Annotated in this window: 15 protein-coding genes; 10 read left to right on the plus strand and 5 right to left on the minus strand. The window is 42.9% G+C overall.

Annotation, left to right across the window (positions count from 1 at the left end; translation table 11 throughout):
- Positions 1–594: 594 nt before the first annotated feature.
- The 3 genes from pncA to ppk1 all read left to right on the plus strand — a co-directional run bounded on the left by pncA (position 595) and on the right by ppk1 (position 4,487).
- A complete protein-coding gene (gene pncA / locus ACFN7Z_RS00375) occupies positions 595–1,233 on the plus strand; it encodes a bifunctional nicotinamidase/pyrazinamidase (RefSeq protein ID WP_087011957.1) in 639 nt (212 codons plus the stop codon).
- Between the two features lie 70 nt (positions 1,234–1,303).
- On the plus strand, positions 1,304–2,278 hold the full coding sequence (locus ACFN7Z_RS00380) for a bile acid:sodium symporter family protein (protein ID WP_130235497.1): 975 nt from the start codon (positions 1,304–1,306) through the stop codon (positions 2,276–2,278).
- A 145-nt stretch (positions 2,279–2,423) separates the two neighbouring features.
- Positions 2,424–4,487, plus strand: coding sequence for a polyphosphate kinase 1 (ppk1, locus tag ACFN7Z_RS00385; RefSeq protein WP_279732443.1), 2,064 nt, complete (start codon positions 2,424–2,426; stop codon positions 4,485–4,487).
- Between the two features lie 55 nt (positions 4,488–4,542).
- On the opposite strand, the gene ACFN7Z_RS00390 is transcribed toward ppk1, so the two are convergent.
- Positions 4,543–5,796 carry a hypothetical protein gene (locus tag ACFN7Z_RS00390; protein ID WP_395442362.1) on the minus strand — a complete coding sequence of 418 codons (1,254 nt, stop codon included), beginning with the start codon at positions 5,794–5,796 and terminating at the stop codon, positions 4,543–4,545.
- Between the two features lie 77 nt (positions 5,797–5,873).
- Between ACFN7Z_RS00390 and serB the strand changes: the two genes are divergently transcribed.
- From serB to ACFN7Z_RS00405, 3 genes are all read left to right on the plus strand, one after another.
- Positions 5,874–7,094 carry a phosphoserine phosphatase SerB gene (gene serB, locus ACFN7Z_RS00395; protein ID WP_395442364.1) on the plus strand — a complete coding sequence of 407 codons (1,221 nt, stop codon included), beginning with the start codon at positions 5,874–5,876 and terminating at the stop codon, positions 7,092–7,094.
- Positions 7,095–7,504: 410 nt separating this feature from the next.
- Positions 7,505–7,840 (plus strand): ciprofloxacin tolerance protein AciT, encoded by a 336-nt coding sequence (gene aciT / locus ACFN7Z_RS00400; protein ID WP_004691806.1) that lies wholly within the window; start codon positions 7,505–7,507, stop codon positions 7,838–7,840.
- A gap of 150 nt (positions 7,841–7,990) precedes the next feature.
- Positions 7,991–8,470 carry an SCP2 sterol-binding domain-containing protein gene (locus tag ACFN7Z_RS00405; RefSeq protein ID WP_178904863.1) on the plus strand — a complete coding sequence of 160 codons (480 nt, stop codon included), beginning with the start codon at positions 7,991–7,993 and terminating at the stop codon, positions 8,468–8,470.
- Positions 8,471–8,575: 105 nt separating this feature from the next.
- On the opposite strand, the gene dtd is transcribed toward ACFN7Z_RS00405, so the two are convergent.
- The gene (gene dtd, locus ACFN7Z_RS00410; protein WP_058870548.1) at positions 8,576–9,016 is read right to left on the minus strand and encodes a D-aminoacyl-tRNA deacylase; all 441 of its coding nucleotides are present in this window, start codon (positions 9,014–9,016) and stop codon (positions 8,576–8,578) included.
- Positions 9,017–9,317: 301 nt separating this feature from the next.
- Here dtd and pncB point away from each other — a divergent pair, with 301 nt between their 5' ends.
- The 3 genes from pncB to asd all read left to right on the plus strand — a co-directional run bounded on the left by pncB (position 9,318) and on the right by asd (position 12,388).
- Positions 9,318–10,529, plus strand: a complete 1,212-nt coding sequence (gene pncB, locus ACFN7Z_RS00415; protein ID WP_104221785.1) for a nicotinate phosphoribosyltransferase — start codon at positions 9,318–9,320, stop codon at positions 10,527–10,529.
- A gap of 162 nt (positions 10,530–10,691) precedes the next feature.
- On the plus strand, positions 10,692–11,540 hold the full coding sequence (locus ACFN7Z_RS00420) for a sulfurtransferase (protein WP_004691799.1): 849 nt from the start codon (positions 10,692–10,694) through the stop codon (positions 11,538–11,540).
- Positions 11,537–12,388, plus strand: a complete 852-nt coding sequence (asd, locus tag ACFN7Z_RS00425; RefSeq protein WP_058870546.1) for an archaetidylserine decarboxylase — start codon at positions 11,537–11,539, stop codon at positions 12,386–12,388. Before ACFN7Z_RS00420 ends, asd begins: the two co-directional genes overlap by 4 nt.
- Before the next feature lie 98 nt (positions 12,389–12,486).
- Here asd and phoR read toward each other — a convergent pair whose 3' ends face one another.
- The 3 genes from phoR to ACFN7Z_RS00440 all read right to left on the minus strand — a co-directional run bounded on the left by phoR (position 12,487) and on the right by ACFN7Z_RS00440 (position 15,478).
- Entirely contained in the window at positions 12,487–13,845 is a 1,359-nt protein-coding gene (gene phoR / locus ACFN7Z_RS00430) for a phosphate regulon sensor histidine kinase PhoR (protein WP_004691795.1), read from the minus strand.
- Positions 13,846–13,854: 9 nt separating this feature from the next.
- Entirely contained in the window at positions 13,855–14,565 is a 711-nt protein-coding gene (phoB, locus tag ACFN7Z_RS00435) for a phosphate regulon transcriptional regulator PhoB (RefSeq protein WP_004691794.1), read from the minus strand.
- Positions 14,566–14,779: 214 nt separating this feature from the next.
- Positions 14,780–15,478, minus strand: coding sequence for a TetR/AcrR family transcriptional regulator (locus tag ACFN7Z_RS00440; protein ID WP_104222087.1), 699 nt, complete (start codon positions 15,476–15,478; stop codon positions 14,780–14,782).
- Positions 15,479–15,681: 203 nt separating this feature from the next.
- Between ACFN7Z_RS00440 and ACFN7Z_RS00445 the strand changes: the two genes are divergently transcribed.
- On the plus strand, positions 15,682–16,521 hold the full coding sequence (locus tag ACFN7Z_RS00445) for an SDR family oxidoreductase (protein WP_130235489.1): 840 nt from the start codon (positions 15,682–15,684) through the stop codon (positions 16,519–16,521).
- Positions 16,522–16,546 lie beyond the last annotated feature (25 nt).

Genomic DNA, 16,546 nt, shown 5'->3' on the forward strand with positions numbered 1-16,546 from the left:
AAAAATATCCTATTTGTCCATCCAGTTAGGCCAGAAAAACATAAGATTGGATGGGTGCGTATTTTAATTTATAGCATTTTCAAAGCGCTGATGCATTGAATAATGCTTATGCAAATTATGAACGAACACAACATGAAGAACAATATGCTTTAGTCAAAGTGTATAAAAACTTTATCTTTCGCTACAAAAATACAGCTTGTTCAAATGGTAGACAAAGAAAAGCATCTTATTTTGCATCTGAAAAGAGCGTTTTGTATAACCTATGGCCATGGATTAACGCATTTAAAGAAAGGATCTCTTCATCTCAATCGAGCATTAGAAGTCGATCAAACTGAATATTGGGTTATAAACTTCTATAAACGTCAGGATTTTGCATGATTATGCGAGTTCTCTAAGTATGTGAGGCATCGCCCTTTTAACGTTATAGATCAATGTCCAGCATTTTGTTCTATATTTTATTTTCGCTTCAATTTGCCACAATACCCATTGCACTAAAGGCTGCGGTCATTTAATTTTGACCCGCGAGGGTGAATACTGTTTTATAAATTAAGCTAAGCTTGGCCTTCGAGCGCAGAACAAAAAGGACAGAGAATAATGCAGAAGAATATGGCATTGATTGTGGTGGATGTACAAAATGGTTTTACGCCTGGTGGAAATTTAGCGGTAGCAGGATCAGATCAAATTATTCCTAAAATTAATCAGCTTGGCGATTATTTTGACACTATTGTACTCACTCAAGATTGGCATCCTGAAAATCATATTTCTTTTGCAGACAATCACCCCGATCAACAAGCCTTTCAAACCATTGAATTAGACTACGGCACACAAGTGCTCTGGCCACGTCACTGTGTACAAGGCACACAGGATGCGGAATTGCATCCCGATCTCGATCTTGCCAAAGCGCAGTTGATCATTCGTAAAGGATGTCATGTGCACATTGATAGTTATTCTGCTTTTTTAGAAGCCGATCATAAGACCCAGACGGGACTCGCAGGCTATTTAAGAGAGCGTGGGATTGATACTGTATTTATTGTTGGGATTGCAACTGACTTTTGTGTGGCATGGACGGCAATAGATGCCTGTAAACTCGGTTTTCAAACTTATGTGATTGCCGATGCCACCAAAGGTATTGATCTACATGGTTCTTTACAACATGCATGGCAAGAGATGCTGGCCCATGGAGTGAAACGTCTTTATTGCAAAGATATTGTGCAACAATATGCCGTGAACTGATGCGCTGAACCAATCGGCTCACCTCAATCACTAATATCGACATTATAAAAACATGCAGTAGGGAAGGGTCATGGGCACTTTTTTAAAATTTACCGCTTGGATTCAAAAAACCTTTGCCCTGTGGGTGGTGTTATTTGCAGGCATTGCGCTCCTAAGCCCTGAAACTTTTGTCTGGATGAAGGCTTATATCACGTGGATGTTAGGGCTGATCATGTTTGGTATGGGCATGACCATGACACTGGAAGATTTTAAAGGGGTGATGCAAAGTCCTAAAGCGGTTGCAATTGGGGTAGCGGCTCAGTTTGTGGTGATGCCAAGCGTGGCTTATCTGCTGTGCTTATTATTTCGCTTGCCGACTGAAATTGCGATCGGGGTGATTTTGGTGGGTTGCTGTCCGGGTGGCACAGCATCTAATGTGATTACTTATATGGCGAAAGGCAATACGGCTTTGTCTGTCGCATGTACCACGGTATCGACCTTATTGGCGCCTGTGTTGACTCCCGCGATTTTCTATCTGTTGGCCAGCCAATGGATTGAAATTAATGCATGGTCGATGCTGAGTTCAATTTTGCAGGTGGTGCTGTTCCCGATTATTTTAGGGCTGGTGGTACGTGCCGTGCTGAAACACAAAGTTGAAAGCTATATTTTGGTGATGCCCTTAATTTCTGTAGTGGCGATTGTGCTGATTGTGGCGGCTATTATTGGCGGCTCAAAAGCACAAATTTTAGAATCAGGCTTATTGATTTTAGCTGTGGTGGCATTACATAACGCGATTGGTTATTTACTTGGCTTTGCAGCAGCACGGATGTTTCACTTGCCACATACCGACTGTAAAGCGGTTTCGATTGAGGTCGGTATGCAAAACTCAGGACTAGGCGTGGCTTTGGCGGCTGTGCATTTTGCCGCTTCACCAATTACGGCAGTACCCAGCGCGATCTTTAGTTTGTGGCATAACATTTCAGGGCCAGTTTTAGCCAGCTATTGGGCCGCGAAAGCAGACGCTACAGCCAAGAAAAAAAGTGAAAAGGAACATATGTCGGTTTGAATACTGTACGCTGTTGCAGCTTTAAGCATAAAGTCAGGATGAATTTTCTATTTGGCATGAAGTTGTAACTAAACTGTCATAAAGACTACCTAACATCCCTGCCAAACACTTCATAACAGACTGTTGCAAACAGCATTGAGAGGGTATGGATAATTTTCAGCATTCATCGGCGACGTATTTTAACCGAGAGTTATCGTTATTTGAGTTTCATCAGCGGGTTTTAGCACAAGCATTAGATCCGAGTTTGCCAGTGCTGGAGCGTTTAACTTTTTTAATTATTTTTTCACGTAATTTAGATGAGTTTTTTGAAATTCGTATTGCGGGCTTGATGAAACAACGCGATATGAATGTGATAGCACGGACCCCTGATGCTGTTCCCACTGAAGTGATATTAGAAGACCTGTCCCAATCCATTCATCGTGCCGTCAAAAAACAGTTTGAAGTTTTAAATCATTCGATTTTGCCTGAGTTACAAGCGCAAGGTATTCAGTTCATCCAGTTCCAAGATATTTTAGAAAAACATAAAGCGTGGATTGCAGAATATTTCGCCAAAGAAATCCAACCGGTTTTGACCCCAATTAGCTTAGATCCGTCACATCCTTTTCCTCGCCTCGTGAATAAAAGTCTGAATTTCATTGTGAGTTTACAAGGTAAAGATGCTTTTGGACGGAGCATTGAGATGGCGATAGTCCCAGCGCCGCGCTCATTACCGCGTTTAATTCAGATGCCGAAAAACGTGGCAGGCAATACTGACACGCAGATTTTTTTAACTGCAATGATTCAGCAGCACATCAGCGATCTGTTCCCGGGGATGAAAGCCACGGGCTGTTATGCTTTTCGTGTGACGCGTAATGCAGATCTGATATTATCGGAAGATGTTGATGATTTGGCGGTGGCACTCAAAGATGAGCTGTCTTCACGCCGTTTTGGTCGTGCGGTGCGTTTAGAAATAGAAGATGACTGTCCCGAAGCGGTGATTGATTATTTGCTCAAGGAGTTTGATTTAACTGAGCAGGAGCTTTATCGCATTGATGGGCCGATCAATCTTTCACGCCTCAGCACCAGTTGTGACCGACCTGAATTGAAGCATCCAGTGTTTATTCCAGTCATTCCCAAAGTTTTGCGTAAACAAAAAAGTACCTTTGATACCTTAAAAGCACAGGATGTGTTGTTGCATCATCCTTTTGATTCTTTTCAGCCTGTGATTGGTTTATTAAAAGAAGCAGCGAAAGACCCAAATGTGCTGGCGATTAAACAAACCCTTTACCGCAGTGGACCTGACTCTGAAATTGTACAGGTCTTGGCAGAAGCAGCACGAAATGGCAAGGAAGTCACAGCCGTGATTGAGTTGCGGGCGCGTTTTGATGAAGAGTCGAATATTACCGTGGCGAATATTTTGCAAGAAGCTGGGGCGGTGGTGGTGTATGGCATTGTCGGTTATAAAACCCATGCCAAAATGATTTTGATCGTACGCCGTGAAAATGCTCAGTTGATCCGTTATGCCCATCTGGGCACAGGCAATTATCATGCGGGCAATGCCCGTATGTATACCGACTATGGGTTGATGACCACACAGCCTGATATTTGTGAAGATGTACACCGTATGTTCCAAGAACTGACGGGGATGGGCAAAATGGCCAAATTGAAGGCGTTGTTACATGCGCCTTTTACGTTACACAGTGAACTGTTAAAACTGATTGAGCAAGAAATTCAGTTTGCACAAGCCGGTCAAAAGGCGCGTATCATCATTAAAGTCAATGCTTTAACGGAACCTCAGTTAATTGCCGCACTGTATCGTGCGTCACAAGCAGGGGTACAGGTCGATCTGATTATCCGTTCGATCTGTTGTTTGATTCCACAGGTCCAAGGCATGTCTGAGAATATTCGTGTGCGTTCGATTGTGGGCCGTTTTCTGGAACATACCCGCGTGTATTGTTTTGAGCATGGCGGTGAGAAAAAGCTGTACTGTGCCAGCGCAGACTGGATGGGACGTAATTTATTTTCGCGTGTTGAAACCTGCTTTCCAATATTAGATCGCGTTTTGAAAAAGCAGATTTATAAAGACGGATTAATCAGCTACTTAAATGATTGTTTGAATGCTTGGGAGCTACAAGCCGATGGTCATTGGCTTAAAGTGGCCTGTACCGATCCAGAGCAAAGGTATAGTGCGCAGCAACATTTGATTGCACAGAAGCAACTCAAAATTTAACAGTTGCCATAAAAAAAGCCTGACGTAGGTCAGGCTTTTTTATGATTGGATGTAATTAAGAGGCTTTAGATTGTTTTGCTTTTAAAATTTCCGTTCTTAAGCTTTGCGCCAACTCTGCAGACTCAGCACCCATGCCATTGACCATAAAGGCATGACGGGTCAAGACATTGGTTGGATTAGGTAAATTCACCAATTGGTAACTTTCAGAGATGTCTTTCAATAATTCGTTACTTAAATGTACGGCACTTTCTTTGGCCGACAACTGCTGGACCAAACGCTCAGCAGCTTGATTCGCAGACAGCTGCATCGCATCGACTGCGGTTGAAATGCCACAACGCGTTTGTAAAACAAAGCGCTTTTCTTCGCGGTAGCGTTTATACAAAACCTCAGATAGCAGTTGGAACACACTGCTGATCATCATTAAAAATGGCACTGCATTCGGTGTGTCTGTCGACATGCTGAGGGTGGCACCATGCTCATTAAAGGATTGAACTGTAGTGATGTCCGTGCTGTTGAGTTTGTAGTGTTTTAAACACAGTTCTGTACTTTTATTGAGGAAAATCTGACACAAATTAAAGTATGGAATAGACACGGTTGTATTCACCGAGTCCATCAGCTGTTTCGGGTCGTAGAATTGAATATTGAGCGCAACCGAATGATTATCCACGATTACGGGTTTCTGCTCTTTAGGCTTCGCACTGGTTTTGATTTGTTGTTGTGCTTGGGCAATCGCGACCGCTGTATGGTGTTTTTCCTGTTCAAGGGTTTGGGTTAAAACTTGAATTTCATGTTTTAAGCGGGATTCGTTATTGATCCGTGCCAAATATTCGGTACGGCTTGGACGAGCAATGGCGCGATAAGCTAACCACAGTAAACCATGAATCGTTAAGGACAATAAAATCGCTAACCACTGAGTACGTAAAATTTCACCCATACTTGGTTTAATGAGCGTGATTTCAATGCTACCCACTTTCTTTTCATTTTGCAGCGCATCACGGACAAATACTTCGCCATCACGTGTTCGAACTTGGCCACCTGTCGCTAGGACTTGATTGTTGGCATCCAAAATACGAATGGAAGCTACACTTGGATTGGTCGCATAGCGATCCACCAAAAGCGCAAGGGAAACCGTGTTGGCAGGCTCCAGCTCTGCAAGACTGTCTGTGACCAATTGAGAGGTCATCAGTTGGCCTTGGTTGGCACGGTTTTCATTCAGTTGATGAGTCGTTGCCAATACCAATAAAAAGGTATGTAAAGCAAAACTTACAATTAATAGGCTAGCAAATAGCCCTTGTCTAGGCGCATTCAACGTAAACTTCCAAAGAAAATATATTCAATTTCGATTATGATTCTAACAATAGTCGTAGCTCAGACCCGAGTCAATTCATGCGAGAAATCATTCTTATTTCATTTTTAGGACCAGACCAACCTAATCAGTTCACTCGATTAATGCAGGTTTTGTCCACTCATTCATTACAAATTTTAGATGTTGGACAAGCAGTTATTCATAACCAATTGACCTTAGGTATTGTTATTTCTTCAGACGACCAAACTGCAACAGCTTTGGCCATGAAGGAAATTCTAATTTTAGCACATGATATTGGTTTAACTGTACGTTTTAAACCAATCACTACAACTGAATATGACCAGTGGGTGAGTGAAGGTGGGCGGACGCGTTATATAGTCACAGCTTTGGCGCCAGAGCTTGAGGCATCTCACTTACAAGCAGTTACAAATATTGTGTCCAACCAAGGTTTCAACATCGAAACTGTGACCCGTTTGTCAGGTCATCCAGTCTTAAATGGCGAAGTCGATGGGCCGAAACGCGCCTGTGTTCAATTTGGTTTAAGTGGTCAAATGCTGGATGCCGCCGCCATGCGTGCAGCCTGTTTACGTTTGTCACATGAACTGAATGTCGATGTGGCGGTACAAGAAGACAATGCCTACCGTCGTAACCGCCGTTTGGTGTGTTTTGACATGGACTCGACCTTAATCGAGCAAGAAGTGATTGATGAGTTGGCGATTGAAGCGGGTGTCGGCGCACAAGTCGCTGAAATTACGGAACGTGCAATGCAGGGTGAGCTGGATTTCCAACAAAGCTTCCGTGCACGCGTGGCACTGCTCAAAGGGATGGATGCCTCTGTCCTACCTAAAATTGCAGAACGTCTGACCGTTACAGAAGGTGCTGAACGCTTAATTTCAACTTTAAAAGCATTAGGCTACCGCACGGCTATCTTGTCGGGTGGTTTTCAGTACTTTGCAGAGTATCTACAAGCCAAACTTGGTATTGATGAAGTTCATGCCAATGTCTTAGACGTTGAAAATGGGTTGGTGACGGGCGAAGTTAAAGGACACATCGTGGATGGTGAACGTAAGGCATTATTATTACGTGAGTTAGCCGATAAGATGGGCATTTCTCTTGAGCAAGCGATTGCGGTGGGCGATGGTGCAAATGATTTACCGATGCTGTCGATTGCTGGCTTAGGTGTAGCTTTCCGTGCGAAACCGCTGGTGAGACAAAATGCCAATCAAGCCATTTCAAGTGTCGGCTTAGATGGGGTGTTGTATTTATTGGGTGTGCACGATAAAGATTTAAATCGTGCTTAAAGCATTTTGGTGTTATCAAAAACGCAGCCTTTGAGCTGCGTTTTTTTGTTGCAAATTTAAGCGAAAAACGATGAGCGGTCAGTGAAAAATGTCGATAAAAACAACGATCAACAGAATTGGAAAAAATATTTTTAAGCGCTGAAAATACGGGTTTTATTTTGTAATGACACGCCAAGACTCAGCGCGTCCTTGTTTTGGAAAAGTTCAAATCTAAAAAAATGTAATGACAATATAATATGGCGACAAGGTATGTCGCATTCTAAAAATACAAGCCTTTTTTTCTTTTCAAAACTGCTCATAATGCATGCATAGAGTTTGAAAGCTACACAATCCATTAATTTTAAACGGTATCGGGGATGAGTTCAGCACAGTGTATCAGTCGCCTGAATTTATCTTAGACGGAGGTTTTTATGGTAACAGCGAATTTAGCAACCATCGTTGGCTTAAGTTTAGTCGCCGCTGCGTTAATTGCTGTTTTCTTTTCGCCTTATCGTCGCTGGTTGAGTTTTATGGTGGCGGGTATGGTGTTTTGGGGAATCTTGGAAGTCATTCGCCTAGGTGTGCAAGCAGTGTTTGAAATGCCGATCACTTATAGCTACTTAACTGCTTTAACTTCAGCGATGCTTATTGTGACGATGTTGCTTCTACGTGAAGACCGTCGCGCAGAACGTGCACTGGCGCAGCGCCGTTGTATTGAACATACACCTGTATATGAAGATGACCAACAGCAGTGTTCTAGCCGCTAAGTCATAACCTCATACCGTAAAAGAAGATGCCTAGAGCATCTTTTTTACGTTCTTACATGATTGTTATACAAAGCCTAGCGGTAAAAATGGCAACTTGTGGTAGCATTGAAAACAGTCAATTTATCAACAATTACAATAGGCTTTCATGTCATGAAACTATCTTCAATTCCTGTGGTTAAACTTCCATTGGTTGATGTCAGCACGGATCCGCTGGATTTAATGGTTACTGGTTTGGCACTTCGTATGAAACAGCTGGCGCGTACCAGTCCAAAATTTATTGAATTAGTTCATGAACGTCAGTTCCGTATTCAAATTGGTACGGATCTGGGTATGGCACGCCAAATTATTGTGAATAATGGTCAGATTGATACCGTTTCAGGTGATGCTGAAAAAGCCGATTTTATTTTACAGTTTGCGGACAGTGAGCAGGGCGTGAAAACTTTAATTAAAGGTGACCCAACCGCATTTATGACGGGCATGCAAAGCGGCAGCATTAAAATGGAAGGAGATTTTGGTCTCTTGGTTTGGTTTAACCAAGTTGCAAAATTGGTTCCACCAAAGTTACCAAAGCCTGTGAAAGCAAAAATTAAAGCCGCTCGTGCATTTTTGAAAGAAAAAACCGGTAAGTAAAAAGATTTTTTAAACTTCTCGATTCCGTCTCCTTTATAAAAGGAAGATTGAGCGCGATGAAATCGAAAAAGCCCTCTATCGAGGGCTTTTTTATGCATGGTGTTTTTATTCGACTTCTAAATTGAAAGTCACGGGTCCATCATTGACCAAATGTACTTTCATATCGGCAGCAAAAATACCGGTTTGCACATGCTCAAACTGGGTCTGGGCATACTCAACCAGTTGTTCGTATAAGGCCTCGGCATCATCCGGTGGCATGGCCGGTCCAAAGTCAGGGCGTAAGCCTTTTTGGGTTTGCGCCATTAAGGTGAACTGAGAAACCAGAAGAATACTCCCACCAGCTTGACTGACATTCCAGCCCATTTTGCCTTGTTCGTCGTCAAAAAAACGATACTTTAAAATTTTATCGATCAGTTTTTTGCCTTTGTCTAAAGTGTCTTCTTTCCCAAGACCTAAGAAAACCAAGATACCGTGTTGAATTTCGCCTGTGGTTTCACCATCGACCACCACTTTGGCTTCGAGAACGCGTTGTAATAAGGCCCGCATGACTGATTTTATCTACCATTTGATTGTGCAGACTGAAATTGTAGCAAACCAAGTGCAGCACAGGAGAGATATCGATTGAAAAAACAAGGTCGTTGCGTTGATATTTACAGCAATGTTTGAGGAAAAGAGCATAAGCCAAGCGCGATAGCAACAAAGACATCAACACTTGAATTCTGAATATAGAGAAACAAGAGATGTACTGAGTAATTGGTCGAATAGCAAGACCGAATTACCAAAACATGGCTATGCAGTTTAAAAAAATGTGCTTTAATGCAATAAGTTGCTAAAAACCGAAAATGATATGTCTGCCATCATCCAATCCTTATTAGATACTGATCTGTACAAATTTACGATGCTACAGGTGGTCCTGCATAAGTTTCCCCAAGCGCATAGTGTGTACCAGTTCCGTTGTCGCAATTTGGATGACACGGTCTATCCTTTGGTCGACATTCTCGATGATTTAAATCACCAATTAGATTTGCTCTGCCAATTACGTTTTCAAGACGATGAGCTGCAATACCTGCGTGGTTTGCGCTTTATCAAAAGTGATTTTGTCGATTATTTAGAGTTGTTTCAGCTCAAACGCCGCTTTATTGTGGCCAGTATTGATCATCAAGGCCGTTTAGACATTCGAATTGAAGGGCCGATGGTTCAAGCCATGATGTTTGAAATCTTTGTGCTTGCCATCGTCAATGAGCTGTATTTCCGCCGTATTCGAAGCGAAGAGGTCATGGCTGAGGGCGAACGTCGCTTACAGGCCAAAGTGGCTTTATTAAAACACTATGAAACATCGCAAACGCCAAATGATCCCCCATTTTTAGTTTCTGATTTTGGTACGCGGCGACGTTATAGTTTGGCGTGGCAAAAACATGTGATTGAAGTGTTTAATCAAGCTGCACCGCATATTTTCCGTGGTACCAGTAATGTCTTAATTGCAAAGCAATTGGGTCTTACCCCGATTGGGACCATGGCGCATGAATTTCTACAAGCATTCCAAGCGCTGGATGTACGTTTACGTAATTTCCAAAAATCAGCACTGGAAACCTGGGTACAAGAGTACCGTGGTGATTTAGGTATTGCTTTGACGGATGTGGTGGGTATGGATGCATTCCTGCGTGATTTTGACTTGTACTTTGCCAAGCTATTCGATGGCTTGCGTCATGACAGTGGCGACCCGTATGAATGGGGCGATAAAGCCTATGCCCACTATAAAAAGCTGAAAATTGACAGTAAAACCAAAATGCTGACCTTTAGTGATGGACTGAATTTAGAGAAAGCGTGGGACCTGCACAATTATTTCAAAGACCGTTTCCAAGTCAGCTTCGGGATTGGCACCAATTTGACCAATGATATGGGACAAACCCCTTTAAATATTGTGCTCAAGCTAGTCGAGTGTAATGGTCAGTCGGTTGCGAAAATCTCAGACAGTCCGGGTAAAACTATGACGGATAACGACACCTTTTTGGCGTATTTACGTCAGGTTTTTGAGATTGCTGAAGCAGAAGTCAATTAATCCAGAATATATACCATGCCATAATCCGTTCTGGCATTGCGCATTAAAAAACTGGTGAATAGTGATATCTCTAATTCTGCTAAAAGAATGTAAAAAATCAGAATAATTGTAAAAATGAGTTGTGCTAAGATCAAAGCATGATCTGAAAATATACGAAATAATATGACACATTCTGCCTTTGATTTTGGTTTGTTGATAGACGCAGAGCAGTTGGTTCCGCATTTAGGTAATGACAAATTACGCATCGTCGATTTAAGTCGAGCTTCAGTCTATGACCAATTGCATATTCCACATGCTTTACATTTAAAGCCAAAATTTTTGGTGCGCCAAGATGAACAAGCCACCGGCCTACTTCCTGATGTAGAAGGTTTACAAGAGCTGATTCGTTATTTGAATATTTCACCCGAGCATCATGTCGTGGTCTATGATGATGAAGGTGGCGCTTGGGCGGGGCGTTTGATTTGGAATTTACACTGCTTAGGTTTTGAAAATACCAGTCTGCTGAATGGTGGAATTCATGCATGGCTTGCAGCAGGACTTCCAACCACTTCTGAAGTGGAACAGTTTGAACCTGTCAGCGCCTTGGTACAGGTCGACCAAGCCAAAATACAGCAGTATCGAATTGAATATGCTGAGTTATTAGAGAAAGTTCAAAGCAGCCAAGTCCAACTCTGGGACTGCCGCACAGAAGACGAATATACCGGCCTGCGTCTTGCAGCGCGACGCGGCGGTCACATTCCAAATGCACTACATTTTGAATGGAGTACTGCCCTTAACCGTGAAAATCATTTAAGATTGCACCCTTTAGAACGCACGCAGCAACGCTTAGAACAATTGGGTTTTAACTTAAATGAACCTGTGGTGGTGTACTGTCAGTCACATCACCGTTCAGGACTGGCTTATATTTTAGGTCGTTTATTGGGTTGGAATATTCAGGCGTATGACGGTGCGTGGAGTGAATGGGGCAACCGCCTCGACAGTCCTATCATTACCGGAGAGATGCCGTCTTGAGCCTCACATCACGCTTAAAAAAACAAATTTTCATTCAAGCTCAACGTGTTGTACCCCAACATCAGTTATCACGTGTCGTGGGCAGAGTCGCAGCCAGCGAAAATCCGATTGTGAAAAATGCGGTCATCACTGCGTTTAAAGCGCAGTACGGCATTGATATGTCGATTGCTGAGCAGAGTAATGCACTGAAATTCAAGTCCTTTAATGAATTCTTTACCCGTGCATTAAAAGAGGGTGTGCGTGATATTGATACCGATGCGACCAGTATTGTATCGCCTGCGGACGGTGCGATTTCACAGTTGGGTCCCATTGTGGAAGGGGATATTTTCCAAGCCAAAGGGCAAAAATTCACCGTTGATAATTTAATTGCAGATCCGCAGTTGGCTGAACCGTTTAAAAATGGTCAGTTTGCAACGGTGTATTTATCGCCTAAAGATTATCACCGTGTGCATATGCCATTTGCAGGCACATTGACGGAAACCTTATATGTGCCGGGTGAATTGTTCTCGGTCAATCAAACCACTGCTGAAAACATTCCAGGCCTGTTTGCCCGCAATGAACGTATGGTTTGTTTATTTGATACGGAAATCGGCCGTATGGCCGTGGTTCTCGTTGGCGCCATGATTGTGGCGGGGATTGAAACTGTTGCGACAGGAAAAGTGAAGCCTACTGGCCGTTTAGAGCTAAATCAGCATGACTTGTTCTTGGACAAAGGTGCTGAACTCGGTCGTTTCTACCTAGGCTCAACCGCTGTGGTACTGTTTGAAAAAGACAAAATGACGTGGGATGCAGCCTTTAAAGCCAACTCGACTGTGGTGATGGGTGAAGCGATGGGACATACAGTTTAATCGTGTCAGCTCTAGGTCACCGTCCTTGTTAAACGGACGGTGAGAGACAAAAAAAGCACCGATATCGGTGCTTTTTTCATGCTTTTGAAGAAAGAGGCTTATTCAGGATTATAGGTGCGTTCTTTGGGGAAAATCACTTTAAAAATAGAGCCTTGATTTTCTTTGGATTCAATTTCTAAATGAGCTTGGTGTTGCATTAACACATGTTTCACAATTGCTAACCCTAAGCCTGTGCCACCCGTTTGTCGACTGCGCGCGCTGTCAACACGGTAGAAGCGTTCGGTTAAACGGGGCAAGTGCTTAGGATCAATACCGATACCAGTATCTTCCACGGTAAAATAAGCCTGTTCACCATTGTCATGCCAACCCATGGTCACCGTTCCGCCTTTCGGCGTGTATTTGATGGCATTGGTAATCAGGTTACTAAAAGCACTGGCTAATTCCATATCTGAACCGATTAAGTCGCAGTGACTGTCAATGTCGAGATTGAGCGTATGCCCATAATCAATATTATAGGCATGTGCATCGTCATAAAGTTGGTTCATTAAGCTAGGCATGTCAATGATTTGATTTTTAGCAATTTGCTTGTCATTTTCTAGGCGTGACAGTAAGAGCAAATCATTCACCAAGGCATTCATGCGTTTGGCCTGTGCTTGCATTTGGTCAAAGGCCCGCTTCCAACGTGGGTTGAGGTCTTCTTGGTCTGTAAAGGTTTCAATATAACCACTGAGTACCGTCAGTGGTGTACGTAGTTCATGTGAAATATTATCAACAAAGTCTTTACGCATTTGTTCGAGATTATGCATACGGGTCACGTCATAGGCGACCAGTAAGCGACTTTCTCCACCAAATCGGGTCATTTTGACTTGAACATAATGTTCATCAAAACTGGATGACTTCATTTTTAAGCCATCTGGTGCCGCATCAATATTATTGTAATAATCCACAAAACTCGGTTGGCGTAATAAAGTCAAAATATTACGGCCACGGTCATTTTGTTCGATGCCTAATAACCGTTCTGCGGCAGGGTTCCACCATTCAATTTGTTGCATGTCATCGATCAGCACCACGGCTTCTTGCAAAGCGACCAATGATGACTGCGCCCGATCAATCAACCCGACCATTTCCGCTTGTACAATCCGTTCTTGGCGCTGTGCCCGATAGACATTGAACAATAATGCTCCCCAAATGCCCCCAAGGTTGGGTGGAACTTCGTAGGGACGATTGGAAATCCAGTCATTGACCAAATACAAAGAGCGCATTTGCAGAATGAAAAAAACGGCAAAAGCAAAGGAGATACACGTCCAAAAATAACCGACGCCAAAGCCAATCAAGCTTGCAATCAGCAAGAAAAAGGCAAGGAGACGTAAGTCCTGTTTGGCAAAGCCCCATAAACTGCTGTATCGCGTTTTTTTATGCTCGCGCGCAAGTTCAGGGACCGGGTAGGGTTCATACATAAAACAAAATTAACCTAGGGCGATATCCGCACGTGTAGAGAATCGATAGCCTGTACCCCGAACTGTTTGCACAAAGCGATCCGCAGCATAAGGCTCAAGCACTTTACGTAAACGGCGAATATGCACGTCGATGGTACGGTCTTCAATATACACGTTTCCGCCCCAGACTTGGTCAAGAAGTTGTGCACGGGTGTAGGCACGTTCAGGATGAGTCATGAAGAAGGCCAGTAAACGATACTCAGTTGGCCCCATGTCGAGGAAATTATTGCCAAAGCTTACCCGTTGGCTGACAGGGTCTAAGATTAAGCCATTGGCATCAATTGATTTTTCACCACTGAGCGCGTTAGCGCGGCGTAAAACGGCTTTAATGCGTGAAACCAATTCACGGGTCGAAAACGGTTTGGTCATGTAGTCATCTGCACCAGCGTCCAGACCTTGTACTTTATGGTCTTCTTCACCACGTGCCGTGAGCATAATCACTGGAATTTCAGAGAGATTTTCATCGCGCTTGAGACGGCGACATAAGTCTACACCACTCACACCACCGGGCATCATCCAGTCGAGCAAGATCAAAGCAGGACGCTGATCCACAATCATTTGGTGGGCTTGTTTTGCATCTTCGGCTTGTAAGCATTGAAAGCCTGCCATATCCAACGAGGTGTGAATCATTTCTCGAATGGGAAGTTCATCATCGACGATTAAAATGTAGTCATCTTTCACAACGCAATATCCTATTGTAGGTAACGGTAGGCCGTTTTAATTTTATGACAGGCTTATTACAAAGATTAATTATGACAGTATCATTGCAAAAAACAGACGATTGATGAAATTTGCAAAAAAATGTGACAAAAAAACGTCATATTAGGATTCAAAATTAATGGAAGTTTAATCTAAATTGCATTCGGAAATGCCGACTGCATCCAACTGAAAAGCCTTAGACATCCAATTTTGCCCGTGTATTCGGGTCTGAAAAGGTTTCTAGGAGTGAAATAAACACAATACGGCTGGAAGTTAAAACTTCTTCAAAGGATTGTTTAAACCCACTGACCACCCAACGGATCGCAATTTGCGTAACATAGCCATTGAGGCCTGTGGCGACCAGCGAAATTTCTCGTTCGGAACGGTTAATTTGCGGCATCATCAGCATGACAAAGGCTTGAATCATCCGGTCAAAACGGGTCATGGTTTCATGAATGGTGGCTTGGTTATGTAATTCTTGGACCAACATTGCATCGATATAAATAATACGCGCCATGCGGGGATTGTCTTTTAAGGTAGTGAGCAGGGCACGCAGTCCTGCATCAATCATTTTGTGTGGATCTGAAGAGGCTTGCATGATGGCTTGCATGACATTGTGCTGTAACTCATCGATCAGCTTTAAAAAAATGGTTTGAAACAGTTGCTCACTTTTTTTAAACGACTCATAAAAATAACGTTCAGTAAGTTTGGCTTCATTACAAATATCTTTCACCGTCACGGCAAAAAAGCCGTGAGTGCCGTAGGCTTCAATTCCAGCTTCAATGAGTTTTTCACGACGCAGCTGTTTACGTTCAGAAAGCGATAAGCCCTTGAATTGTCTTTCTTTGGTTTTATTGTTATCGCTGTTTTGTTGTACTGCTTCAGATGCCGTCATTAGATTTCATCGCCCTATTTGAAAGCCAAGGTTTTGTATAGTTTAGCAATAAACCACGACTCTACCTATGCGTAGGCTTTAATCTCTATGTGGTTTTCATAGACTTGACACTTTTGGCTATTAAATTTATGACAATTGATATTGTCAATTATAAAAAAAGCATCTACAGTCGATGTATAAAGATAAAGGACAACCACAATCTCATGAAGAATTTTAAAAATAAAGTTGCGGCAATTACAGGTGCAGGATCGGGTATTGGCCAACAATTGGCACTTTTATTGGCCAAGGCGGGCTGTCATGTATCATTGAGTGATGTCAATGAACAAGGGTTGTCGAAAACAGTTGAACTGCTACAAGGCAGCAATGTACGTGTTACTACGAAAAAATTAGACGTCTCAGACCGTTTAGCGATGCAAGCGTGGGCTGAAGAAACCGTACAAAATCATGGTTCTGTGAATATTATTTTTAATAATGCCGGCGTTGCTTTGGGTTCAACCGTAGAAGGTGCATCCTATGAAGAGCTGGAATGGATCGTGGGGATTAATTTCTGGGGTGTGGTCTATGGCACCAAAGAGTTTCTGCCTTATATTAAGAAAACAGGCGATGGGCATATCATCAATATTTCCAGCTTATTTGGTCTAACGGCTCAACCGACTCAATCTGCTTACAATGCTACTAAATTTGCGGTGCGTGGCTTTACCGAGTCATTACGCCAAGAGTTAGATATGGAAAACTCTGGTGTGAGCGCGTTGTGCGTGCATCCGGGTGGGATTCGAACCAATATTGCCAATGCTGCCAAAGTGAATGACAGCTTGCGTAGCATCGGGATGAACCCTGAGAAGTCTGCGCAGACCTTTAATAAATTATTACGCTGTCCACCTGAAGAAGCAGCGCGTCAAATTTTAGAGGCGGTACAAAAAGACAAGCGCCGTTTATTGATTGGCAATGATGCGAAAACGCTAGATTTGATTCAGCGCATCTTACCAACGGGCTACCAAAAAGTGACGGCTTTTGCGACTAAATTAAGCCAAAGAAAGTCTTAATGTCGTGATGTAAAAAAACCCGCCT

Source organism: Acinetobacter sp. P1332 (genome assembly GCF_044057475.1).
In the GTDB taxonomy this organism is placed as follows: Bacteria; Pseudomonadota; Gammaproteobacteria; order Pseudomonadales; family Moraxellaceae; genus Acinetobacter; species Acinetobacter johnsonii.

Bases quoted from the DNA above. Each gene is read 5' to 3' on its own strand.
- pncA (WP_087011957.1), top strand. From the start codon at position 595: ATGCAGAAGAATATGGCATTGATTGTGGTGGATGTACAAAATGGTTTT.
- ACFN7Z_RS00380 (WP_130235497.1), top strand. From the start codon at position 1,304: ATGGGCACTTTTTTAAAATTTACCGCTTGGATTCAAAAAACCTTTGCC.
- ppk1 (WP_279732443.1), top strand. From the start codon at position 2,424: ATGGATAATTTTCAGCATTCATCGGCGACGTATTTTAACCGAGAGTTA.
- serB (WP_395442364.1), top strand. From the start codon at position 5,874: ATGCGAGAAATCATTCTTATTTCATTTTTAGGACCAGACCAACCTAAT.
- aciT (WP_004691806.1), top strand. From the start codon at position 7,505: ATGGTAACAGCGAATTTAGCAACCATCGTTGGCTTAAGTTTAGTCGCC.
- ACFN7Z_RS00405 (WP_178904863.1), top strand. From the start codon at position 7,991: ATGAAACTATCTTCAATTCCTGTGGTTAAACTTCCATTGGTTGATGTC.
- dtd (WP_058870548.1), bottom strand. From the start codon at position 9,016: ATGCGGGCCTTATTACAACGCGTTCTCGAAGCCAAAGTGGTGGTCGAT.
- pncB (WP_104221785.1), top strand. From the start codon at position 9,318: ATGTCTGCCATCATCCAATCCTTATTAGATACTGATCTGTACAAATTT.
- ACFN7Z_RS00420 (WP_004691799.1), top strand. From the start codon at position 10,692: ATGACACATTCTGCCTTTGATTTTGGTTTGTTGATAGACGCAGAGCAG.
- phoR (WP_004691795.1), bottom strand. From the start codon at position 13,845: ATGTATGAACCCTACCCGGTCCCTGAACTTGCGCGCGAGCATAAAAAA.
- ACFN7Z_RS00440 (WP_104222087.1), bottom strand. From the start codon at position 15,478: ATGACGGCATCTGAAGCAGTACAACAAAACAGCGATAACAATAAAACC.
- ACFN7Z_RS00445 (WP_130235489.1), top strand. From the start codon at position 15,682: ATGAAGAATTTTAAAAATAAAGTTGCGGCAATTACAGGTGCAGGATCG.